We start from the raw sequence: 20499 nt of genomic DNA on the forward strand, positions 1-20499 counted from the left end.
TACTCTTAAAAATCATTAAAAGAAATATATAGATGGGGCCAGGGAGGGTGGGGGATCTCGCCAATCCCTGTGACCCGCATGGCGTAATGCGGGCACCAGTAACTCCTACTCTATGGTGTCTCCTATCTATAGGTCCCAGTGGAGCGATGAAGGCTGCCCAGCGGGGCTTGGTGGTCGTGGGCTTCCTCTCCGGAGGGAGGGGAAGTACCACGTTAGCTGGGGGAATCGGTGAGGCCCGGAAGGGAGCAGCCGTGCCCGGACGCCAGCGTTCGCTGGTCAACAGCCAGAGTAAAACTGGGGTAAGCCTATAGATAGGTAGGCCATGGAGTAGGGGGTCTGGCCCCATAAAGCATAAAAGGGATAAAGCATACTATTAAAGTAGTGCCGAGGTCGCCTAGCCAGGTAGGGCGGCGGCCTGCTAAGCCGCTGGGGATTCTCCCCACGCGGGTTCAAATCCCGCCCTCGGCGCATATCTTCCATTTCTATTTTGGTTAAACTCTGAGTGATAAGATGGCGGTAGCTAAATATGAGAGTGAAAGTGAGTATATAACAAATTGTAGGAGAAGGTTGTTAGAATACTTAGCAAAGAGTGCTCTGTATGTTTTTCTCAATAAATGAATAGCCATTTTGAAGACCAAGAAACAATCTCACCTTGTCTTTATCAAAAGAGTAAATCATTTATAGCCTTTAGAAACTATTATTAGAGGGGGCCGTAGTCTAGCCTGGACTAGGACGCCAGGCTTGGGCCCTGGTGATCGCGGGTTCAAATCCCGCCGGCCCCATATCGCGGGTTTGAAATTATGACAAGAGATAAAGCAAAAGCACTTATTACAAATTCAATGAAAAGAATAAAGGTGAGCCTGTTTTACCTTGAGAATGACATGATCGAAGAGGCTCGTAAAGAAACACAAAAATCTTGGAGGCAAATAATGTCATCGCTGCTGATCCTAAATATATATAACAAAGAGGAAAAACAAATTACACAATATAACGTGCCTAGGTCAAAGATTTTCAGCGTATCAAAGTCACTAGAAGATAAGGGCTTTAGAGATCTTGTTAAAATCTCATCAATGTACTTTTCTTCCTTGCAAGATTTGCCTAAAAGTGAGATAAAGATTCTTATAATCACCTTAATTAAAGAAGAGATAGAACACATTAAGGAATGGTTTAGGATAATATGGGATGAGAAATTAGATGAGGAGTTAAACGAGATAAAAAAGAAAGTAATTAGTAGCTAATACTACTTTTTATAAAACTTCTACTTACGTTAACCGAAGATAACTTTTTAATCCATTATTAGTATTTTTATTACGCCGGAGTAGCTCAGTTGGCAGAGCGCCCGGCTGTTATGCCGGGTGCAGAAACCGGGTGGTCGGAGGTTCGAGTCCTCCCTCCGGCGCTATTTTCCTATCACATGCTCACTTTGGAAATACTAGATAATTGTTGGATAAAACTAGTAATTACAATTTACTATTAATTATTCTTAAAGCTACTTTCTTACGCCTAAACGTATTGTGTACTCACACTAGAGCTACATTTTTAAGTTAATAAATACCTTATTCTGATCAACTTTCTTCCTCATCATTTGTTGAGAAATTATCATGAAGTAGCTCTTTTTGGAATAATGAAGTTGTTTTAGATAATAAGAAGTTCACTTATGAAAACAGATATAATACCGGATACAAATATACCATCAAACGTGCCCATTCCACCTATGCTAATAACCTGAGGCCTTGCCTCATTAATAATTTTTCTTAGGTTAAGTAAATCTGCACCTATTAATGTACCTAATACGCTACCTATATATGCAGATAAGGGTATAAGAATGTGAAATTTATAGAAAAGAATATAGCTGGTTATTACTGAAAATACGCTAGGTATTATGGGATGCATTGCAACTCCAACTCCTCTGATCACCCTAGAGAAAATCTTTGAAACAATAATCACAACTATTATATTCATTATAAAATATATAATATAGTCACGTAATTCATACATTAAAAACAGCGATATTGCTGAAGGAATCAAGGCTCCACCCAGATTTATGGCTACTAATGTATTCATATTGCGTCTAGACATATGTGGTATGAAGATGGGAAACCCAAAGATGAATATAACTTCTTCCTCTATTGTGATAGCCTCCTTTTTTACTTCTTTCAAAACTAAGTTAAAAGGGCTACTAAATAGACTTAGAAATGAAATAGTAATTGAGACAAGTATTGCAATATCTCTATTAATTCCAACTATTGAAAAAAGCTGGGAAAAATATCCTGCAGATATCAAGGCCATAATGAGGCCTAACAAAAAGTATAATATAGATCTAAAGAGACCTCTAAAAGGCGAGAGAACAATTATTCTTTTCAAAGCATATTACACTCCTTATTTGCCTTAATATAATCTTCCCAAGTATTTATGTTATATAATCTCTTCTTTACTTCAATATCGGCATAATTTGAAAAATTTAACCCAATCCAATACGAGACGCCAAGGTAATTCCCATAACTTTTGAGACTACATACATCAAAATTACACTTGTCGATTAAAGTTTTTATAACACTATCTTCTATGAACGCTAGATCGATAGGCATAACTAGTAGTGGTGGTTTTAGATTATCAACTACATATTTGATATCGTTTTCATAACTAATATCTGGTGTAGGAAATATTTTGAAAATAGAATCTTTAAATATTGGAAATAACGGATGGGATGGACTAATACCTAAGTATACCTCATCACATATCTTATTTACTGCGTCAAAAACCCATGAAATTAACGGTTTACCACAGACCACTAAAAAGGGCTTGAATAACGTTATCCTTTTACCCTTTCCCCCAGCTAAGATAATTGCTTTCAAATCTGACCAATTCCTCCTCGAAGTCTTCATTAAAAGTTCCAACTCCCTTAATCTCTAAAACTGGATCTCCCTTCTTAATCTCACCTATTACGTATGCCTCACTTATTTTCTCAAGAATATTTTCAGGATGACTAGATATTGCAATAAAAGATCCTGAGGAAATTAGTCTTAAAGGATCAATATTCAGAGCCTTAGTTATAATTTTCGTCTCATATCTTAACTCAATCTTTTCTAAATCACTAGAAACAGTGTACCCGGTAGCTTTTGCAATCTCAAGCAATGCTTGCATTACTCCTCCCTCTGTAGCGTCATGCATTGCAACTACATAATCTAAAATACTTAAAGCTCTCTGTTGGACTATTATGTCCTTCTTAAAATTCTTTGCATTTTCAATAACTTTTTTACTCACGCCCTTTTCCAATAACAATTCGCCATAATCTTTAGCTAAAATCCATGTTCCCTCTATCCCTGGGCTTCCAACAAGTATAACTTTCATACCCTCTTTTACATTCTTGTAACTCAAAAACTTATTAGAAATACCCATTGCGGTAGTAATTATAATGTCTTGTTTAACATTACCAGTAACCTCTGTATGACCACCTACAACTTTACAGCCTATTAAGTTACACGCTTCTGATATTTCAGAAATTATACCATTTAGGTGGGAAATATCTGAAAGTAAGATAACGTTGTTTACCCATCTACACTGAGCTCCTTTCATATTTATGTCGTTACATGCAACGGCGATTGAAAGGAAACCATTATCACTCTTAGCTTCAGTAATAGGATCTGAATGCACGATCAAATATTCGCCTTTTGCCTCGAGAACTGCAGCATCTTCACCTATCGATGGACAAGTGAGACAGTCTCCTATTGGTAAATTATAAATAAATTTATTGATAGAAACTTTACCGAAATTCACATTAACTATTATAAAATAATTAGCATATATGAGTAATGTTGCGGTAGAGGTCAAGGATTTATATAAAAATTATAAAAACAAAGAAGTACTAAGGGGGATCTCATTTACGGTCTATAAAGGAGAAATATTCTCGTTGCTAGGTCCTAATGGAGCAGGAAAGACAACAACTGTGAAAATACTTTCTTGTGTAATAAAACCAACTAGGGGAGATGTTACGGTATTAGGATATAAGGTACCGAAGGAGTGTGGGAAGATTAGAGAAAAGATTGGAGTAATGCCCCAAGATTACCAAGGTTTTCTAGATCTAACTGTAAGGGAGAACATAGAATATTTCGTTAAATTATATAATGGAAATAAAACGCAGGTAGATGAGTTAATTTCACTATTAGACTTAAGTGAAGTGAAAAATCAAAAATTGAGATACTTATCCGGGGGGTATATGAGAAGAGTAGGTCTTGCATCAGCATTTGCTGGTAATCAAGAAATTTTATTTTTAGATGAGCCAACTGTGGGTTTAGATCCTAAGGCTAGAAGAGAATTTTGGGAAATCATAAGGATGATGAAAAATAAAGGAGTAACAATCTTCCTAACAACACATTATTTGGATGAGGCACAAAAGCTATCAGATAGGGTTGCAATACTCTATGGGGGCAAGCTGATTAAAGTTTCCACTGCAGCAGAGATTATAGCAGAATTTAAGACTACTAATTTAGAAGACGCTTACCTAGAATTGATTAAGTCTTTAGAGAATGGTGAGAATGATGAATAGGATATTATTAACAGTTTCTGCATTGGTTAAGGATAATTTAAGGAATAGATTTGTAATCTTCTGGATAATTATATTTCCTATTATCATAACGTTACTATTCGGTCTCGTATTTGGGGGGTTTAGTAGTTATTTTCACGTTACTGTTGCAGTTGAGGGAGATTATGGTCTAGCTAAGTATCTTAATTCTACGGAGATATTCCAGGGAGTAACAAACGTAAGTTTAAACTACGCAGTAGAGCATGATTATATTTACGTTAAGGTGAATGGGAATAATTTCACAATATATACTAGTAAGCAAAATCAAGAGTTTGTGCCAGTATTAGAGTCAGTTATTGAACAATATTATCAAAAAGTTAATAATACACGTGACTTTACAGTGTTACAAATATCAAGCTATACTTATTATTATTATTTGATATCTGGAATAATAGGGATAATATCACTATCTAATGGAATACTTAGTACAATAGGAGTTTCGGCAAGTTATTTTAGAGATAGAATAATCGAAAGGCTAGCTACATCTCCATTGAAGAGTTATGAATGGGTTATCTCACTAATAATCTACGTGATCATTATAACACTAATTTCTACGGCTACAGTAATAATTTTGGGAATTCTATTTGGTTTTATACCAATAATAGGTATAGAATTCTTAGGATTCTTAGCAATTTCAACCTTATTATTTGGTGGTCTAGGAGCGATAATCTACGGATTAACACCAAAGGATAAGATATTTCTTTCAGAGATAGTGGCTAACGTTTTAGTATTTCCACTGATGTTCTTGAGTAATGCTTTCTTCCCTCCTAGTGTATATCCACCAATAGTAAGAACATTTGTCGAATACCAACCATTATCTGTAGTTATAACAATTATACGGGATTTAATAGTATATGGTGTATCACCAAATCCCATACTGGTCTCTATAGTGTCCCTCTTAACTATAATTTTCCTTTATACCGGAGGTCTGCTTTTGAAGTTAAGAGAAATTAGCTAAAACCAAGGAGGGTTAGTCTTATTAAGGAAGCTTAATAAACCCTCTCTTGCTTCCTCACTCTGGATCTGTACAGTAAGATCATTGAAAGCTTTATCAATATAATCTCTAAATGGTCTAAGCATATTTCTTTTTATATACAAAGTTGCAGAAGGCGAAGAAATTGATAATTCTTTAATCAATTCGAAAGTTGCCTTATCAAAATCGTCATTAACAATATGTACTAGGCCTATAGATTTAGCCTCATTCGCATCAATAACTTCACCTTTCATTGCTATTCTTTTAACGTTATTATAACCTAATATAAATTGACCAATCGATGATAGGACTGGGGGGAATAAACCTATTTTTACACCTGGTGTTGCAAAAACTGCCTTGGATTCTGATATCACGTAATCTGACAGCAATAGTAGCTCCATGGAAGCCCCGTAGGCTATCTTTTTTACCTGAGAAATAACTATTTTATTTATATCTAGCATTTTGTGAAATACCTCCCTCATGTAAGTGAAGAATGTAACTGCGAATTCACTATCATTAGAAGCTTTAATCAGTTCTCTGATATCTGCACCCGCACCAAAGTTATCTTCTCCCCTAATAATAAGAAATCTTTTACTCTTGTTCTCATTTATTGTTGATAAAGTATCTATCATCTGTGTCATGAACTCAACATTAAATAAATTATATTTATCTTCTTTTGGGTAAAATTTCAATAAAATATAGTTATCATATTCATAAACTTCAATAGGCATATTGATAGTAAATATAACTTAATAAATAAAAATCTATCGCATAACTTTACTTAACTCATCCAAAATGTTTTTCACTTTTCGTTTATCTTCATCGCTTAATTTTTCTAGATTCTCGACTATATATCTAGCAGAGAATTCTAATTGCTCTATTGCTTCCTTAACTTTATCCTCCTCTGACATAGCTCCAATAGCTCTTCTGCCCTCTTCCGTCAATTCGTAAAACTTTTTCCATCCGTCAATTTTGCTAATTCTTATCAAACCTTCAGCTTCCAGAGCGTCTAATGCAGGATAAACAGATCCGGGTGATGGTCTCCACATACCATAACTTGTCTTCTCGATTTCATCCATAATTTGAGCACCGGTCATTGGCCCCTTAGATAATACATATAATATAATCCACTTTAAGCCTCTTCTCCTATGCCAAAACATTAATACTTACTTATTATATTAAAGCTTTTAAAGCTAAAGTGCCAAAAATGGAAAAGCTCAGAAAAAATTACAATGGCTTAAACTCCTTTTCAACTAGTTGTGCCATCTTATCTGCACAATCTTTTATATCACTAAGCATCTTGCCTTTAAGCTCATTGTAATCTCTAGCCTTGTATAAATATCTTGGTCTTCCAGCCTTATTACCAGGCTCCTTTATCCTCATTACTAATCCCATTTCAAGTAACTTATTCAAACTTCTATTAATTGAAGCTTTAGAAAGCTTAAGATCACTTTCCAATTCTTCAGTACCTCTAGCATCGCCTTTCATTAGCGCTAATAATACCGTGACATCAGTTTCCGATAGACCATAGCAAAATGACAAAATATCTACTAGACCAGCATCCTTTCCAGATGGTAACTTTATTCTAGTACCCTCACTTAATTGGGTTTCCGACATTTATCTCACTAATAAAGAATCTAACAAGTCACATATAAAAATTTTTTCCAACCACAGTAAGGTAACTATTGAATCTATAAACCTCTAATGCAAGTATTATACAAAAATAATTAGCATTAAGTATTACTAATATACTTTGGATATAAAGCATTACTACATCATTCTCACTTATGTACTAGTATCTATTATTTACAGAGATAAGTAAGATTTATATATTAGATTAGTAATAGAGTATTATGGTGAATAGAATGGCAGTAGAAGAAATAGTAAAAGTATCAAGAAACTATCAAGTAACAATTCCTGCAAAAGTAAGGCAGAAATTTCAAATCAAGGAAGGAGATTTAGTTAAAGTAACTTATGATGAAAGTGAGGGAGTAGTGAAAATACAATTATTGAAGGAGCCTTGGAAGTAGTTTTTTAAATACTTTCCCCTTTTTTTTCTTTAATGTTAGTGGATTCTCACGCTCATATTGATGTCGAAGACTTTGATATGGATAGGGATTTTATAGTAAATGAATGTCGAATTCTAATAGTAAACGCTGGTGTTGATCTCAAAAGTAATTTAAAAACACTTGAGCTAGCTAAAAAATATAGTAATATTATCCCGGCTATAGGTTTCCATCCTGAGTTTGTGAAGGACAAGATAAATGAGTTAGATAAATGTATTGAACTAGTAAGATATGCGAATATAATAAGTGAGGTTGGTTTAGATTACTTTTGGATAAAGGAGAATGAACTCAGAAGAAAACAAATTGATATTTTAGAGAGATTCTTGCAAATAGCTGAGAGAGAAGAAAAACCGATAATAATCCATATAAGGGGAGGAATGAAAGATTTCTTGGAAATAATTACCTCATTCAAAAAGGTAAAATTCGTGATACATAGTTTTGAAGGAAGTGTAAAGATAGCTAATAAAATAATAGAACTTGGTGGATTAATCTCAATTCCTCCAATAATAGTAAGGGATAAGGATAGACAAATGGTTGTTAAGGAAATTCCTCTGGATTTTATTCTTACAGAAACTGATTCACCGTTTATGGGTCCTGAAAAAATGAGTAGAAATAAACCCTGCAATGTAAAGGTTGTTATAAAACAAATTAGCCAACTAAAAAGGGTAGAGGAAAAAGAAGTCGAAGAAAAAATATACAAGAATTTTCTGTACTTAATTTATGGTCCTCTTACAGCAAGCTAGCAGAAACATAGATATTATAAAACCTAAGGTTGGAATATAATATCTAGGTTCTGGTGCAAGCCACGCTAACATTGAAGATGAGAAAATTGCCATTAATAACATAGTAAGCGAAAGACCCAATATTAGAATTCCACCTATTGCCATTGGTTTATCTATCCTCTCCATTGCATCTCACTATTCTATACTAACTTAATTTAGGTTAAAAAGTTTTACTGTATATGAGAAAAATCAAAAATAATTAAAAAAAGAAATTACCTTCACTTACTTATGTTCATCTTCTGGTGCAAAATAGACAAATAAGAAGAATGATATAAAGCCTATAAAGGCACCCACAGTAAATGGTAAAATGTAATTAACAGCAGCAGCATGTAGTGTCTCCATTGTTAATTCCCACAGTAGTAATGCTATAGCTAAAATATAGCCTATACCCAATAATCTAAAGAAGCTGACCATAACTCTCACCCTTGTTCAACTAGAATCACACCCCATAGTCCCATTACGTATCCAGTTTGTTCCCCAGTTAATGTGTTCGACATTTTCATGAAGTTGTAATTATAATAAACTGGAGTTATTAGACCATATAGATATGCTGGCGCAGTAGCGTTAAAGGTGAAAGTAATGGTCTTATTGTACTGAATTGGTACTTCTTTGACTGGAGTTATACTTCCATTCCACCAGACAGCATATATTCCTACATAAACGTCAGTAACTGGGTATGGAGTACCAGTAGTTGAATAATTATACAAGAAATTATGATCATTATTAGGGGTTGGTATATAAATGTTTACGGTAACATTGGAGTTAGCTAACACTATAGCTGTAGGGCCCGGAACGGAATCATTAAACATTGCGTAGTTATTTGCGACAAGAGTAATGGATGGAGTCATTGTAGTATTATACACAACTATAGGAGGATTATACGGATCACCAACTAATGTACTTGTTTGTGCTAAATGAGTTTGTGCAATGTATTCACTGATATCAGTTGGATTCATATATCCTTGATATGGTAGTACTAATAATAATCCTTCCTGATAACTGAACCAAGGACCATTATACTCACTGTTTAGAAAGGCAAAAGCACCGCTAATATTAGGAACTACTACTGGTGCATATTGAACTAGACCAGGGACTATCTGAACATCATCGACGTGTGTAGCGTAATCTGGGTAGTAGAAATTAGCAGTAGCCATGTGTGGTGCACTATACATAGTTAAGTTAATGTACTGACCGGGATGTGCTACCATTATGTTATAATAAAACGGGCTTCCTAGCTCGTTAGAAGTAATACCGCCTCCATTTTCTTTTATGGCGAAATAATACTGATAAGCATATAATGTACCTTGTATGACTTTTCCCTCATTAGCTGCGGTATTAGGAATTATGGTCCCAGCTTGGACAGATGATGAATCGCCTCCTACGGTATATACTGCAGGTGCAGTCGCACCTATTACTATTGCGAATAGTATAATTACATATATAATCCAATAAAGTTCAAATTTTTCTTTCCTATCCACTTTAATCACCTCAAATAGACTTCATACTTTTAAGAGAACCAATAGCCGAAAAAATAATTCCAATTGTAAGAATAGTAATCCAAACCCAAGTTTGGGTAGTATACGTATCACTTGCAAAAACTAATGGAACAATGCTAACTACGATAAGTATTGCACCAACAATTGCTAATGCTATAGTCGACGCTAAACCTTTTTTACTAGTACTGTGAGCTTTTATAAACTTCAAAACTGGACTAGTAAACGAAATTGAAGATGGCCATTCTAAACTCATTGCTACCGCACCAGCAATTTGAGGCAATGATAGTCCCTCTAGTCTTACTAGTCTCCCTTTAACTAACGTTAACACCAGATTTAAGAACCATACTAAAGTAGCTAAATCGGCTATAATTGCACCAGCAGTTGCTATTACTTCAGCATCAATTAGCCCTGGTACTCTAGGATAAATCTCAGCTCTTCTTACTATCCCATAGAATCCTATTAGCTCAAATCCTACAATTAGGAGTGTAGTTCCTATCATATAACCAATGTAATGAACCCATGCCATTGCTTTTGAAAACCACATTCTTCCGCTTATCATAGTTATCATAATATATAATACTGCCCACGCGGCAGGTACTATAGAAAATAATATCATTGCATGGAAGTGTCCAACTATCCAATCCGTGTTATGAACTATTGCGTCAAAACTTATGGTTGCATTCGATATACCAGTAACTCCAGCTGCTATTGCTCCAGCAAACGAGGTTACAGCCCAAGCGGTTATAATGTTCCAATTTACGTTTGTGCCTTTAACAGTAGCCCATAGATTAAAGAATGTCATCATGGAAGGTATTACTACGGAATATGTTAGAACTTCTTGGAGAAACTTTAATGCTATGGGAAGATTGACCATGTATAAGTGATGGATAGGAACATTGTTAGAGAATATTAAGTATAATAGAGCAGATATTCTTCCCATTCTGTCACTATACAGTGGTTTGTTAGCTAACATTGGTATTAGTAAATATAATGCGCCTACTGCGGGAACCCAGGCCATGTAAACTACCGCATGGCCAAATATCCAAAACGCTATCTGATTCGCTATTGGATCTAATCCTACTACGTGATAAAATGCTAAAACATCCCATACATCAGCAGCTGTAACACCAGAATACCCTATCATGAAGATTAAGGTGACCATTAAGAAGAAAACAAGGGGGACCGGAAGTTTTTCTTTCATATTTTTACTAGCTAAGTAGTAATGATACACTATCCAGAAACCATCTATATAAGTGAAAGCATCCAGTAAGATCCAGCCCCAGAAAAACAATGGACTGGCAACATACTGAGAATAACCCGGTATTCCTAGTGGTGAGAGATAATACCATATTGTAGCGGAAAAGTAGTTATCAAAACCCGCCGCTGGTATAATTAAAATTGGCCCCTCCATAAACATCATTGAGATATTAACCGCAATAAAGCCGAGATTAAGCATCCACTTGGCTCTAGGTTCTATGTTTAGAAGCTTTATTGTAAAATAGATAAATATTGCATAAATAACTTGTTGGGCAAAACCGAATAGATCCCTTTCAGCATGTAATGTTATACCGGCATAATATTCTTGTGGTGTCAGAGGTAAGACGGCTGAAAGCCCCCAAGATGCTTCCACTAATCTTACCATTAATGAATCAATAACACCTAATAAACCCCATATAACACCTAAAACTAGCATTCCCATAACAATTCTAGTAGTCCAATCTTTATCAAGTTGGAAAAGATCAATAATTACGTCTTTTAATCCCATATCACTCATCTCTAACTATAAAAAGCTTCTTGTAAACTTAAATATTTTTCTTATAAACTCTTTGTAGGTTTATTTTAACAATGTTTGCAACTCTTTCAGTTTATTAGGTTAATTTAGCTTATTCTATATTATATGAAAAAAGAAGTAACTTACGCTATTACTGGAAAGATAAGTGCTAATTTTAAAAGTGAAGGCAACGGTTAACTAACATAGTATAAATCATAAGGATGTTCATTTATCTTTAACTTTAATTAAATGTTGTATGATTAGGCTGTTGGCAAAATGGAGATCTCACAATTTTTAATCTTTTTCAGACATTATCTTACATAACTGAAACATTTGGCGAAAGTAATATTAGAGAAATTCAGATTAAGTTCCAAGTAAACGAAATTATTATCCTAACTCAATTCTGCAATTTCTAGCCTTGTTAGTGGGAATGCGTAATCTTTATTGAAATGAGAAATGGAAAATGAGATGTTTTAGGTCGTTTTTATAATACACATGTTTATAAGGGATAAATTAGTAGGCGATAGTTGCTAAAACATTATATGTTACAATATTATCTATTTCCTATGCAAGATGAAAGTGAGAGGAGTCATGTTTTAAAGAGGCTAAAGGAAGCAGTAGATATTTTTGTATCTAATGAAAAGGCTTATCTCCTTATCCCTGAAATTAGAACTAACATTGGATATGCAGTATCTAACGCTATTAATGCCAATGACGTTGCAGCAATTCCAGGTAGGTTAACTGTAGCTTTCAAAAAGGTAATATACTGTATGTTGCCAGCCTTCGGAGCGTCTGACCATATTGCGAGGGTAATCCTCACCGTAATGAAGTATGATAAGAATCTTAGAAGTGCGATAAATTTGAAATATTATAGAGAAGTCATTGAGAAGTTACCAACCAATGATCTTTGTATATTTGATAGATCTTCCGAGCCTAAAGAAGTGAAATATAAAGAACACAGTACTATGAACTTCATGGTCGAGTTTTGTTATGGTAGATTGTCCAAGGTACCTACCTATATAGTAGATCTAGGTGACTTTGGTAAAGAGCCTTCACTCTTCATTCTAGATCAAGATCCAGTTATAGTAGTAAATAAATCTTTAGGATTATTGAAATATATTTCAGAAGATGTTCTTTAGTTGATTTCTACAATTTCTTAAATGCTCTATTATTTTTTGTATGTTATTTTGATCTATTTTTGATCTGTTATCATATAAGTAAAATGCTGTTTGCAATAGTTCTTGTAATATTTGCTTGGAGAGTTTGGCATTATCACCAAGAAGCTTAAGTGATTTATTCTTTATCTCTTCTAGTTCTTTCTTACCTTTATCTGTTATAACGTAGATCTTCTTTCCATTTTCAATTTTTACTTCTATCAAATCTTTTTCCACTAAGCCTTTTAAGACTGGATATATAGATCCGGTGCTAGGCCTATAAGAACCCTCAAATTTCTTCTCTATACTTTTTATAATCTCGTAAGTTCTCATTGGTCTCTCATTTAGGCATTCTAGGACTAGGTATTTCAGCGCGCCCTTTTTTAGCCTTTGAAAGCTAAACTTTGACATCACATGTAAAAATATTGAAACAAAAAATTAATATTTAATTGCACTAGACAAAGTAAGGATAATAGACGTTCTCCGGAATCATTATAATAAATGGTAAATTATAATCAATTTGCGAGTTAATATATTTAAAGTATTGATATGTGGCAGTCTCCGAGTATAGATAAATTTCACCAGAAATGTTTTCATATCTATAATGGGCATTAACTACTGGGTATCCCAATGGTAAATATCCTTCACTACCGCCATCTATCAATATTCCTGTTATATTATTCCTTACTATAGTAACTGGAGGTATGGGACCAATGTTGTAATTAATGGAATATGAGTATTCTTTAGCTAAATTGTATGTAATATATGCAAAATTTGGATATGTAATCCCTCCAGAATTTTCTTTAAGAGCTATAGTTATTTGTGAATTAGGTGTAATTGAGACAATTAAGTTGACATTATTAGGGTTTATTTGGGGATTTAAGAAGTACCAGAAGTAAGTGTAATTCATAACGTTATTAATCGGAGTGCCATTAATATTATAATCTAAGTTACCGCCACTGATCATCATTGAAATGCTTAGTACACTCTCTTTAGTTATATTCGAGATATTCAGAAATTCATCAATTGATGATTGGGACATCCACGTAGATACAGCTGGTTGAACAACAGGATAAATATCTCCACTTACATTATCTATATTATACGAAGCATCTATCTCTACTCCATTATATAATGTATAGTTATTGTATCCCGGGATAGGTATACCAAGCCATACTGGACTCCCGGAATATGGATTGATACCGCCAAAGCACACATATCCATAATTAATACTAGATGCTAAGAGATAACCAGTGAATTTATAGCTTATTAGTTGTAATTGTGCACCATTACTTTGTTGTATTGTATAATTGTGTTCTTTCATGAAGTAAATCATATCATACGTTACGTAACTTAGTGTTACATAATATGAACCGGGTGGTGCTACAAATATCTTACCTTGAGAGTAGATAAACGTTACGTTATAAACTGGCACAAGATAATTTACTTGATATGAAATGCCGAATTCTAAAGGTAAATAATAGGAGAACTGTGGCGAGTTAGCAGTATAATAAATTCCCGGTGTAGCCCCTTGAGAGACTGCTACAAAGACTTGAGTATAATAAGGAATTGCTATGTCAAAGTATTGGTACCTTGAAGTTAGATTAGCTATAATCGGAATTGTTCCATTTTCTGGAATAAATATTATTGAGTTTTGAATTCCGTAGGGTGTATATGATGCTGGAGTTGCCGATAGTAGATTCCAATTTGTAGGATCTAGATTTTTACCATATATGGGTGGGGTAACGAGATAATATAGATTTGATTTTCCCGGATATATTGTATATGGCGCATATATTCCAACTTTTCCTAATCCCGAAATATTAGGATACACTAACCTATCGTTTGCCGAAATATTATACCAATTGCCATCATTAAGTACTATTATACTCCAAGGATAATTATCAAGATTTATATATACGCCATTCTGCGTTATCGGAATGTTCGTATGGATAACCTCCCCATTAGGATATAATATATATGTTATAGCCAAGTGAGACGTACTGCTTGAAATTATCATTGGTCCTTGATAAGTGGGGATTACAGATATAGGAGTATTTTGAAGTTCTTCATGTATCTGTGAATACGCTATGTTAGACATTTTCGCATTTAATGAAGTTAAATAAAGAATTAGCCCTACAGATAATACTACTATTTGTATTATTATTATAGCACCTAATATTGATGATATTCCCTTTTTCATGTTAAGAATGTTAATTTTTAAGAGAAGGGAGGCCATTTTGAAACTACCATAAAGGATTTGTGGTTCATCGAATTTTCATGAATCTAATTCTCAGCCATTTGGTTTCACCAAATTCCCGCAAACTCATTCATTATTTTCAGTCCATTTAGTAGAATAAGCAGCGTGTGTTGCATTTATATCTAGCGTTACTTCTTTGGGATATAAGCTTGTATTGAACATTCACTATCTGGTAAGTGATAACATAGTGTTAACAACTTTTCTTTCATCATATAAAATAAACTTCACGGTTTATTTGAAACCGTTTGTATAACCTCTTTTTCTCATATCGGCTGTAAATTTTTAATTCATTGTTCTTTTTCTTTGTACGGTTATTGTTTTGTTATTCTCAGATCTTAAAGAAGTATAGCTATACTCATTATGAAATATTTTTTGTTAGTTTAAAATTGTAACTTGACAGAATTATCTGCTCTCTTCATTCTTCACTCTATACTCATATTTCTTCAACTCATAGCTATGCTCTCTAGATCTAAAAGTTCATAGTCTCTATGCAATTTTATTTTTATAAAGGGATAATTTTTTCAGATTGGTTATAAAGTCTAAGTTGTTAGTAAATATTCCATTTATTTTCACATTTTCCAATTTCCTATAGATGTCTAAATTATCAATATTATCTATATAAATTTTACCTTTATAGAATCTCAGATCTCTAATATTCTTTGGTATAAATTCTATCACAAAATAATCATATTCCAAAATGTTCATAGATGGTTTATCAACCCTATATGCAATTTTTATGTTTCTATTTTTTAGGTTATTAATTAATTCTATATTATTAGTAATTATAACACTATTTTCGCTAAGGATATTAATATCATGTATATATTGATCTGGTATAAAAGTTAGTACATTATTTAAAGGCCTATCATATACAATACAATTGTAATTTAATTTGAGAGCCCTTGTCACTTCCTCATTATTCTTAGCTCTTAAACAAACATCCATTTAATCACCTTAACTGTTACAAAAAGATTTAAATCTAGCATTTAAACGTGATTGGTAATACTTCCTAGAAATATTACTATAAATTAGTCTTTAAATTTCTCTTTTGCAATTTTTTCCGCAATGTCATAGAGCGTAGGGTACATTTCTTTTAATCCTTTTTCTAACGCTTCCTTGGCAATTCTGCTCATTTTAAATCCTGGTACTGTATGATATAGGTATTGAAGGACTAAAAATGCGGGATAGCTCCATACGCCTATTTTTGGATCCCTTTCAATATACTTTAACATCTCGTTCCTAATCTTCTCCTCTTCATGCAAATTTTCCTCCTTTTTTACACTTTCGTTATTGTTATCACTTTTTTCTTCATTATCACTTTTTTTCTTTTTCTTTAGTAGAAAATCTAGTTCGCTCATTCATTAATCACCTTCGCTAATTGCTGATAATAGATAGATAGCTTAGGTTTCTTTAATCTAACTTCCTCATATCTTAACGCAGGAACACCAAGTCTAGAAGCTTCAATGAATAATCTAGAGGGTGGTATTGTAATTTCTGTGAATTTCACTGATGATAGGTTATCGAGCTTAACTACCTTCTTTGAAAAATTTGTAAAAGAATACGCACTTTTCCCTATACTCTTCAATCTAGAGTCAAGGTTCTTTATTGCCTCCAAGGCTAAGGGTTGGGGAGTAATAGGTGAAATTATCCTATCGGCAACCAACATTGCTGATATGGCCAACGTACCCAGATTAGGTGGAGTATCTATAACTAAAAAATCGAAATGCTTTCCTATTTCCCTGATTTTATTACTAATCTCTTCCACATCTCCATTTAGCTCTAGCTTAAGTAGCCCTATATGTGCAGGAAAGACTTCTACATTAAAAATGTTCACGCTTTTTTCACCTAAAGGGAGCTCTTTAAGTTCTCTTTTCATTCCATAAGATACGGTTGCTCCTCCTTCCGGATCTAAATCTAGCAATCCTGTCTTCTTTTCTTTGCTTAAATAGTAAGCTAAATTTACTGAAGTAGTTGTTTTCCCTACTCCTCCTTTCTGATTTATTACTGTAACTATCATGTCTAGACTCTTCTATCTTTCAACATTTAAAAAGAGGTTTTACGCAATATTACCAGCTGGCCTAACATATTATAATGATAATATTTATATGCTGGTTTTTTAAAAAGTATAAGTATGTTTGAGAACCTATACAGCGCAATAATTTATTCTGATGAGTTTAAAAAAATATTATTAGGAAAAGGTGTAGATGGTCTAGAGATAGCATCAGCCTACATAGCATTCCTCTACGGTGATCTTCCAATAATTGGTAAGAATTTGTGTGCGGGATTCTTAAGAATGGGATTAGACGCTATTTATAGCGTAACGCCCTCTGGCAAAGTCTATTCATCCAAGCATAAGTTGTATCCAATTTCAAGGTATGGAATTAATGGAGTTTGCATTGATTGTAATGGCGGAAAAATAATTCTGAGAATTCGTAACGGTGGTTACGATCCAGAAGACTTGATAGAGTCTAAGAGTATAGAGAGTAGAGTATTCGTAAGTGAGAACTTTAGAGAGAAGAGTATGAAGATCATAGAGAAGACTTTAGATGTGAATAAGATGAGATTAACTGCTAAGAAAGAGATCATGGGAAGACTCAGAGCCGGTGGTATTCTTCATAAGATCCGATAAGGGCGCGTTCATCATTGCAATGATTAATTGAGTATACTGAATGGTTAGATTTTCCAAAAATTTTCTACTCTAAAGATTTTTAACGCTATCTGAATTTCGTTAAGTATTTTAGGTTATAGAAAGTACTATTGATGATGGATTCACTTAAACTCTTATCAAAGTACAACACTCTCACAAAGACTTTAGAGTTAGCAAAAGAGTATGCAAACAAGTTAGATTTGGTTTTTGTAATTCACGCATATTTTGAAAATGATATAATTTCAAATGTAGTAAAGAGTCTGGAGTCTAAAGTTAAGAATATATATGAAGAGTACAAGTTTGATAGAACTCTCTTTGTAAAGAATGCTGCTAAAAAATTAGGCATTAGAGAAGATGACTTTGCATATTATCCATATTACGCTATTCCAATTAGTCAAGAGACAGAAGTTAAATTTATAGATAATTCTACCATACCCCCTAAGGCTTTAATAACAAAAGGAGTTGTAAGATTTACGTTCATGGTGTATAGGAGTTTCCAAGAATTGGAATCTCACATAGCCTCTAGAGAAGATGAAGATATTGTTATAGAATTTGAAAATGGTAAAATCAAGTCACATAATAGGAAAAGGAACATATTTACTGATGCCAATGTTGTGAGTAAAATACTATCGTCCAATAAGGAAGTATTATTAAATTTAGCATTACCCGGAAACTATTATCTAATTCCTTCTCTCATATCTATGAATGTTTTTCCTTATGAAAATGAGGTATTAATAACTAGGGAAGGGGAGAGTCTTAATTTTAGGATACTTAATGGAAAGGCTTCTAGTGATAAAGTAATTATGGGAGAGACTTTACATCCCAGATTTAAGCTTGAACTATACTACGATTATAAATCTAAAAGGATTTTAAGGGAGGAAATAGCAAGAGGTTTAGCTTATAAAATTCCCTCATAGCTCTTTAACTGTAAATCTAACATATTCCTTTAACCTATCTCCTCTTAGATACATATATTTTAAAGGATCTATATCAACTATCATATAGCCTTCTTCACTTCCTAATTCTCCTACTACTTTGGGTATCACGATCCCATCTTGTCTCTGTTCTGGAACAATCGCTATACTCCTTCCAGGATAATCTGGTGGACTATACACATTTGCGTTTACTATTCCTATCCTATTTTCTAAGACTCTTATTCTAAGGAATTCATTCCAAATATCTAAACCGTTGTTTCTAATTTTGGAAGGTACCAAAATTATTTCGACTCCTTTAGAAAATAATTCTCTAGCTACTTCAGGGAAATCTATATCATAACATATTAAGATTCCAAACTTTATCCCTCTATAAGAAAAGAAGACTGCCTCATTACCGGGTATAAGTCTTAATCTTTCCTCATTAAATAGGTGAATTTTCTTCGCTATTCCTTTTAAGTTTCCACTATCATCAATTATTGGAGTGATTACTGATACTCCATCCTCAAATGCACCAGGTATAATATAAGCAGTGTATCTTTTAGCTAATTTTTGAAATTCACCCAGTGGAACATCATCTATATTTTTTATCCATTTTTCTGGTAATAATACTAGCTCTGCTCCTTCTTTTAGTGCATTTTCAGCTAATAAAATTGCTGACTTAACTTCTAAAGGTTGTATTACTCCAATTTTCAAGCCTCTTCTGCCTTAATTCCTTTTTTGCTACTCTCTTCTATTTTTCTTAGTTTTCTTAATATTCTTTCCTCTATCTTTTCCACTGCGTTCTTTAAAGCAACTATGGGTTCCCAATCTGTATCTTTGGCTACATAATCGCCTATTTTAGTAGTTACTCTTACCATCGCGGTATACAATTTTTTATTTCCTACACTACTTCTCATTTCCTCCTTAAACGATACCTTAAAGTTTATGACTTCTGTTAGCCTTTCTATTTTGCTTAGATATCTTTCGAGTATGTCATCTATGTTTGCCTTAAAATCTAAGTTCGATTTTAGCTCTTGAGGTATTTTCGCTTCGATAGGTATTGATAGTTGCATTCTTTCAGCTACTGCTTTAATAACATCTAGCCCACTTATTACACCACTCAGTCTATCGCCCTCCATAACAGGCATTCCAGAAATTCTAAATTTAAGTAATTTTTCTACTACATCTGTTAATGATTCCTTTCCATTTGCTGTTATGACAGGGTACTTCATAATTTCTTTAGCTGGCATGGCCATAACTCTTTCCTCATCCTTCATTATTGACTCTCTTTTCCTCCCACTTACACTATACAAAGCGTCAACTATATCTCTTGCACTTAAGATTCCAGTTAATCTATACTCTTTAGTTACTGGCAATCTACTTATATTATCTCTTATCATTATCCATCTAGCCCTGGCTATAGAATCATTTTCATCTATAGTGGTAGCCGGAGAGGTCATATACTCTCTTGCAGTCCTATTTTCTGGAATTTCACCAGCTCTCAATAAGTATGAGAGTAATGACTCTCTTGTTACAAAACCAATAAATTCCTTTTTGTCATTTACTACTGGTATTACTCTTGCCTTGGTGGTGTAAAATTTTGCAATTAATCTATTAATGTCCTCATCAATTTGCACGGTTACACTAGGACTCATAACATTTAACGCTTTAGTCTCTAGACTCACTCTTCTAGAAAGAAGATCTTTATAAGAGATTAAACCTAATAATTTTTTATCCTTAATAACGGGTATGGTCCACATTTTATTCTCTTTCATCTTAGAAATAATATCACTCAATCTATCCATACTATGCGCAATAAATTCTGGTTTGGTGATGAGTGTGTTATCTATCATA

The 20499-nt window shown here is 33.7% G+C and carries 25 protein-coding genes, 3 tRNA genes and 1 other RNA gene; 12 read left to right on the top strand and 17 right to left on the bottom strand.

What is annotated here, in order from left to right; genetic code table 11:
* Window positions 1–35 precede the first annotated feature (35 nt).
* The 5 genes from ffs to GFS03_RS11280 all read left to right on the top strand — a co-directional run bounded on the left by ffs (window position 36) and on the right by GFS03_RS11280 (window position 1399).
* An RNA gene (gene ffs, locus GFS03_RS11260) (signal recognition particle sRNA) lies at window positions 36–343 on the top strand.
* A gap of 40 nt (window positions 344–383) precedes the next feature.
* A tRNA-Ser gene (locus GFS03_RS11265) sits at window positions 384–468 on the top strand.
* Window positions 469–706: 238 nt separating this feature from the next.
* Window positions 707–782 (top strand) — tRNA-Pro (locus GFS03_RS11270).
* Between the two features lie 18 nt (window positions 783–800).
* Window positions 801–1238 carry a hypothetical protein gene (locus GFS03_RS11275; protein WP_153424170.1) on the top strand — a complete coding sequence of 146 codons (438 nt, stop codon included), beginning with the start codon at window positions 801–803 and terminating at the stop codon, window positions 1236–1238.
* Window positions 1239–1312: 74 nt separating this feature from the next.
* A tRNA-Asn gene (locus tag GFS03_RS11280) sits at window positions 1313–1399 on the top strand.
* Window positions 1400–1635: 236 nt separating this feature from the next.
* On the opposite strand, the gene GFS03_RS11285 is transcribed toward GFS03_RS11280, so the two are convergent.
* From GFS03_RS11285 to GFS03_RS11295, 3 genes are read right to left on the bottom strand one after another with little or no spacing between them, the layout of a single operon-like run.
* Window positions 1636–2364 carry a DUF1614 domain-containing protein gene (locus GFS03_RS11285; protein WP_153424171.1) on the bottom strand — a complete coding sequence of 243 codons (729 nt, stop codon included), beginning with the start codon at window positions 2362–2364 and terminating at the stop codon, window positions 1636–1638.
* Complete coding sequence (locus GFS03_RS11290; RefSeq protein ID WP_153424588.1) at window positions 2361–2855, bottom strand: NTP transferase domain-containing protein; 495 nt, start codon at window positions 2853–2855, stop codon at window positions 2361–2363. The genes GFS03_RS11285 and GFS03_RS11290 overlap by 4 nt, the downstream gene beginning before the upstream one ends.
* Window positions 2821–3777 (bottom strand): AIR synthase family protein, encoded by a 957-nt coding sequence (locus tag GFS03_RS11295; protein ID WP_153424172.1) that lies wholly within the window; start codon window positions 3775–3777, stop codon window positions 2821–2823. The genes GFS03_RS11290 and GFS03_RS11295 overlap by 35 nt, the downstream gene beginning before the upstream one ends.
* A gap of 28 nt (window positions 3778–3805) precedes the next feature.
* Between GFS03_RS11295 and GFS03_RS11300 the strand changes: the two genes are divergently transcribed.
* Both GFS03_RS11300 and GFS03_RS11305 read left to right on the top strand, forming a co-directional pair.
* A complete protein-coding gene (locus GFS03_RS11300; RefSeq protein WP_153424173.1) occupies window positions 3806–4546 on the top strand; it encodes an ABC transporter ATP-binding protein in 741 nt (246 codons plus the stop codon).
* On the top strand, window positions 4539–5540 hold the full coding sequence (locus tag GFS03_RS11305; protein WP_153424174.1) for an ABC transporter permease: 1002 nt from the start codon (window positions 4539–4541) through the stop codon (window positions 5538–5540). Before GFS03_RS11300 ends, GFS03_RS11305 begins: the two co-directional genes overlap by 8 nt.
* Here the strand turns inward: GFS03_RS11305 and GFS03_RS11310 are convergent.
* The 3 genes from GFS03_RS11310 to lrs14 all read right to left on the bottom strand — a co-directional run bounded on the left by GFS03_RS11310 (window position 5537) and on the right by lrs14 (window position 7172).
* Window positions 5537–6286 (bottom strand): enoyl-CoA hydratase/isomerase family protein, encoded by a 750-nt coding sequence (locus tag GFS03_RS11310; RefSeq protein ID WP_153424175.1) that lies wholly within the window; start codon window positions 6284–6286, stop codon window positions 5537–5539. The two genes, GFS03_RS11305 and GFS03_RS11310, sit on opposite strands and share 4 nt — an antisense overlap.
* Before the next feature lie 33 nt (window positions 6287–6319).
* Entirely contained in the window at window positions 6320–6715 is a 396-nt protein-coding gene (locus GFS03_RS11315) for a PadR family transcriptional regulator (RefSeq protein ID WP_153424176.1), read from the bottom strand.
* A gap of 67 nt (window positions 6716–6782) precedes the next feature.
* Window positions 6783–7172 carry an HTH-type transcriptional regulator Lrs14 gene (gene lrs14 / locus GFS03_RS11320; protein ID WP_153424177.1) on the bottom strand — a complete coding sequence of 130 codons (390 nt, stop codon included), beginning with the start codon at window positions 7170–7172 and terminating at the stop codon, window positions 6783–6785.
* A 248-nt stretch (window positions 7173–7420) separates the two neighbouring features.
* Between lrs14 and GFS03_RS11325 the strand changes: the two genes are divergently transcribed.
* The gene (locus tag GFS03_RS11325) at window positions 7421–7585 is read left to right on the top strand and encodes an AbrB/MazE/SpoVT family DNA-binding domain-containing protein (protein WP_012712036.1); all 165 of its coding nucleotides are present in this window, start codon (window positions 7421–7423) and stop codon (window positions 7583–7585) included.
* A gap of 32 nt (window positions 7586–7617) precedes the next feature.
* The gene (locus tag GFS03_RS11330) at window positions 7618–8364 is read left to right on the top strand and encodes a TatD family hydrolase (RefSeq protein WP_153424178.1); all 747 of its coding nucleotides are present in this window, start codon (window positions 7618–7620) and stop codon (window positions 8362–8364) included.
* Here GFS03_RS11330 and GFS03_RS11335 read toward each other — a convergent pair.
* The 4 genes from GFS03_RS11335 to GFS03_RS11350 form a co-directional block, all read right to left on the bottom strand.
* Window positions 8335–8529 (bottom strand): hypothetical protein, encoded by a 195-nt coding sequence (locus GFS03_RS11335; RefSeq protein WP_153424179.1) that lies wholly within the window; start codon window positions 8527–8529, stop codon window positions 8335–8337. The genes GFS03_RS11330 and GFS03_RS11335 overlap by 30 nt on opposite strands.
* A gap of 96 nt (window positions 8530–8625) precedes the next feature.
* The gene (locus tag GFS03_RS11340; RefSeq protein WP_153424180.1) at window positions 8626–8817 is read right to left on the bottom strand and encodes a hypothetical protein; all 192 of its coding nucleotides are present in this window, start codon (window positions 8815–8817) and stop codon (window positions 8626–8628) included.
* 5 nt (window positions 8818–8822) lie between these two features.
* Window positions 8823–9881: an oxidase gene (locus GFS03_RS11345; RefSeq protein WP_153424181.1), complete on the bottom strand. Its 1059-nt coding sequence runs from the start codon at window positions 9879–9881 to the stop codon at window positions 8823–8825.
* A gap of 10 nt (window positions 9882–9891) precedes the next feature.
* Window positions 9892–11664 (bottom strand): cbb3-type cytochrome c oxidase subunit I, encoded by a 1773-nt coding sequence (locus GFS03_RS11350; RefSeq protein ID WP_153424182.1) that lies wholly within the window; start codon window positions 11662–11664, stop codon window positions 9892–9894.
* Between the two features lie 548 nt (window positions 11665–12212).
* On the opposite strand from GFS03_RS11350, the gene GFS03_RS11355 reads away from it, so the two are divergent.
* Window positions 12213–12809 (top strand): thiamine-phosphate synthase family protein, encoded by a 597-nt coding sequence (locus tag GFS03_RS11355; protein ID WP_153424589.1) that lies wholly within the window; start codon window positions 12213–12215, stop codon window positions 12807–12809.
* On the opposite strand, the gene GFS03_RS11360 is transcribed toward GFS03_RS11355, so the two are convergent.
* The 5 genes from GFS03_RS11360 to GFS03_RS11380 all read right to left on the bottom strand — a co-directional run bounded on the left by GFS03_RS11360 (window position 12792) and on the right by GFS03_RS11380 (window position 17101).
* Entirely contained in the window at window positions 12792–13238 is a 447-nt protein-coding gene (locus GFS03_RS11360; protein ID WP_153424183.1) for a PadR family transcriptional regulator, read from the bottom strand. The two genes, GFS03_RS11355 and GFS03_RS11360, sit on opposite strands and share 18 nt — an antisense overlap.
* Before the next feature lie 40 nt (window positions 13239–13278).
* Complete coding sequence (locus GFS03_RS11365; RefSeq protein ID WP_153424590.1) at window positions 13279–15027, bottom strand: archaellin/type IV pilin N-terminal domain-containing protein; 1749 nt, start codon at window positions 15025–15027, stop codon at window positions 13279–13281.
* Between the two features lie 543 nt (window positions 15028–15570).
* Window positions 15571–16029: a hypothetical protein gene (locus GFS03_RS11370; RefSeq protein WP_153424184.1), complete on the bottom strand. Its 459-nt coding sequence runs from the start codon at window positions 16027–16029 to the stop codon at window positions 15571–15573.
* An 83-nt stretch (window positions 16030–16112) separates the two neighbouring features.
* A complete protein-coding gene (locus GFS03_RS11375; protein WP_153424185.1) occupies window positions 16113–16442 on the bottom strand; it encodes a hypothetical protein in 330 nt (109 codons plus the stop codon).
* Complete coding sequence (locus GFS03_RS11380) at window positions 16439–17101, bottom strand: ParA family protein (protein WP_153424186.1); 663 nt, start codon at window positions 17099–17101, stop codon at window positions 16439–16441. The genes GFS03_RS11375 and GFS03_RS11380 overlap by 4 nt, the downstream gene beginning before the upstream one ends.
* Window positions 17102–17215: 114 nt before the next feature.
* On the opposite strand from GFS03_RS11380, the gene GFS03_RS11385 reads away from it, so the two are divergent.
* Window positions 17216–17713 carry a hypothetical protein gene (locus tag GFS03_RS11385; RefSeq protein WP_153424187.1) on the top strand — a complete coding sequence of 166 codons (498 nt, stop codon included), beginning with the start codon at window positions 17216–17218 and terminating at the stop codon, window positions 17711–17713.
* A gap of 134 nt (window positions 17714–17847) precedes the next feature.
* On the top strand, window positions 17848–18648 hold the full coding sequence (locus GFS03_RS11390; RefSeq protein WP_153424188.1) for a hypothetical protein: 801 nt from the start codon (window positions 17848–17850) through the stop codon (window positions 18646–18648).
* Here GFS03_RS11390 and GFS03_RS11395 read toward each other — a convergent pair.
* Window positions 18643–19359, bottom strand: coding sequence for a carbon-nitrogen hydrolase family protein (locus tag GFS03_RS11395; protein ID WP_153424189.1), 717 nt, complete (start codon window positions 19357–19359; stop codon window positions 18643–18645). The two genes, GFS03_RS11390 and GFS03_RS11395, sit on opposite strands and share 6 nt — an antisense overlap.
* Window positions 19356–20498 (bottom strand): CBS domain-containing protein, encoded by a 1143-nt coding sequence (locus GFS03_RS11400; protein ID WP_153424190.1) that lies wholly within the window; start codon window positions 20496–20498, stop codon window positions 19356–19358. Before GFS03_RS11400 ends, GFS03_RS11395 begins: the two co-directional genes overlap by 4 nt.
* Window position 20499 lies beyond the last annotated feature (1 nt).

It is taken from the genome of Sulfolobus sp. E5-1-F, assembly GCF_009601705.1.
In the GTDB taxonomy this organism is placed as follows: domain Archaea; phylum Thermoproteota; class Thermoprotei_A; order Sulfolobales; family Sulfolobaceae; genus Saccharolobus.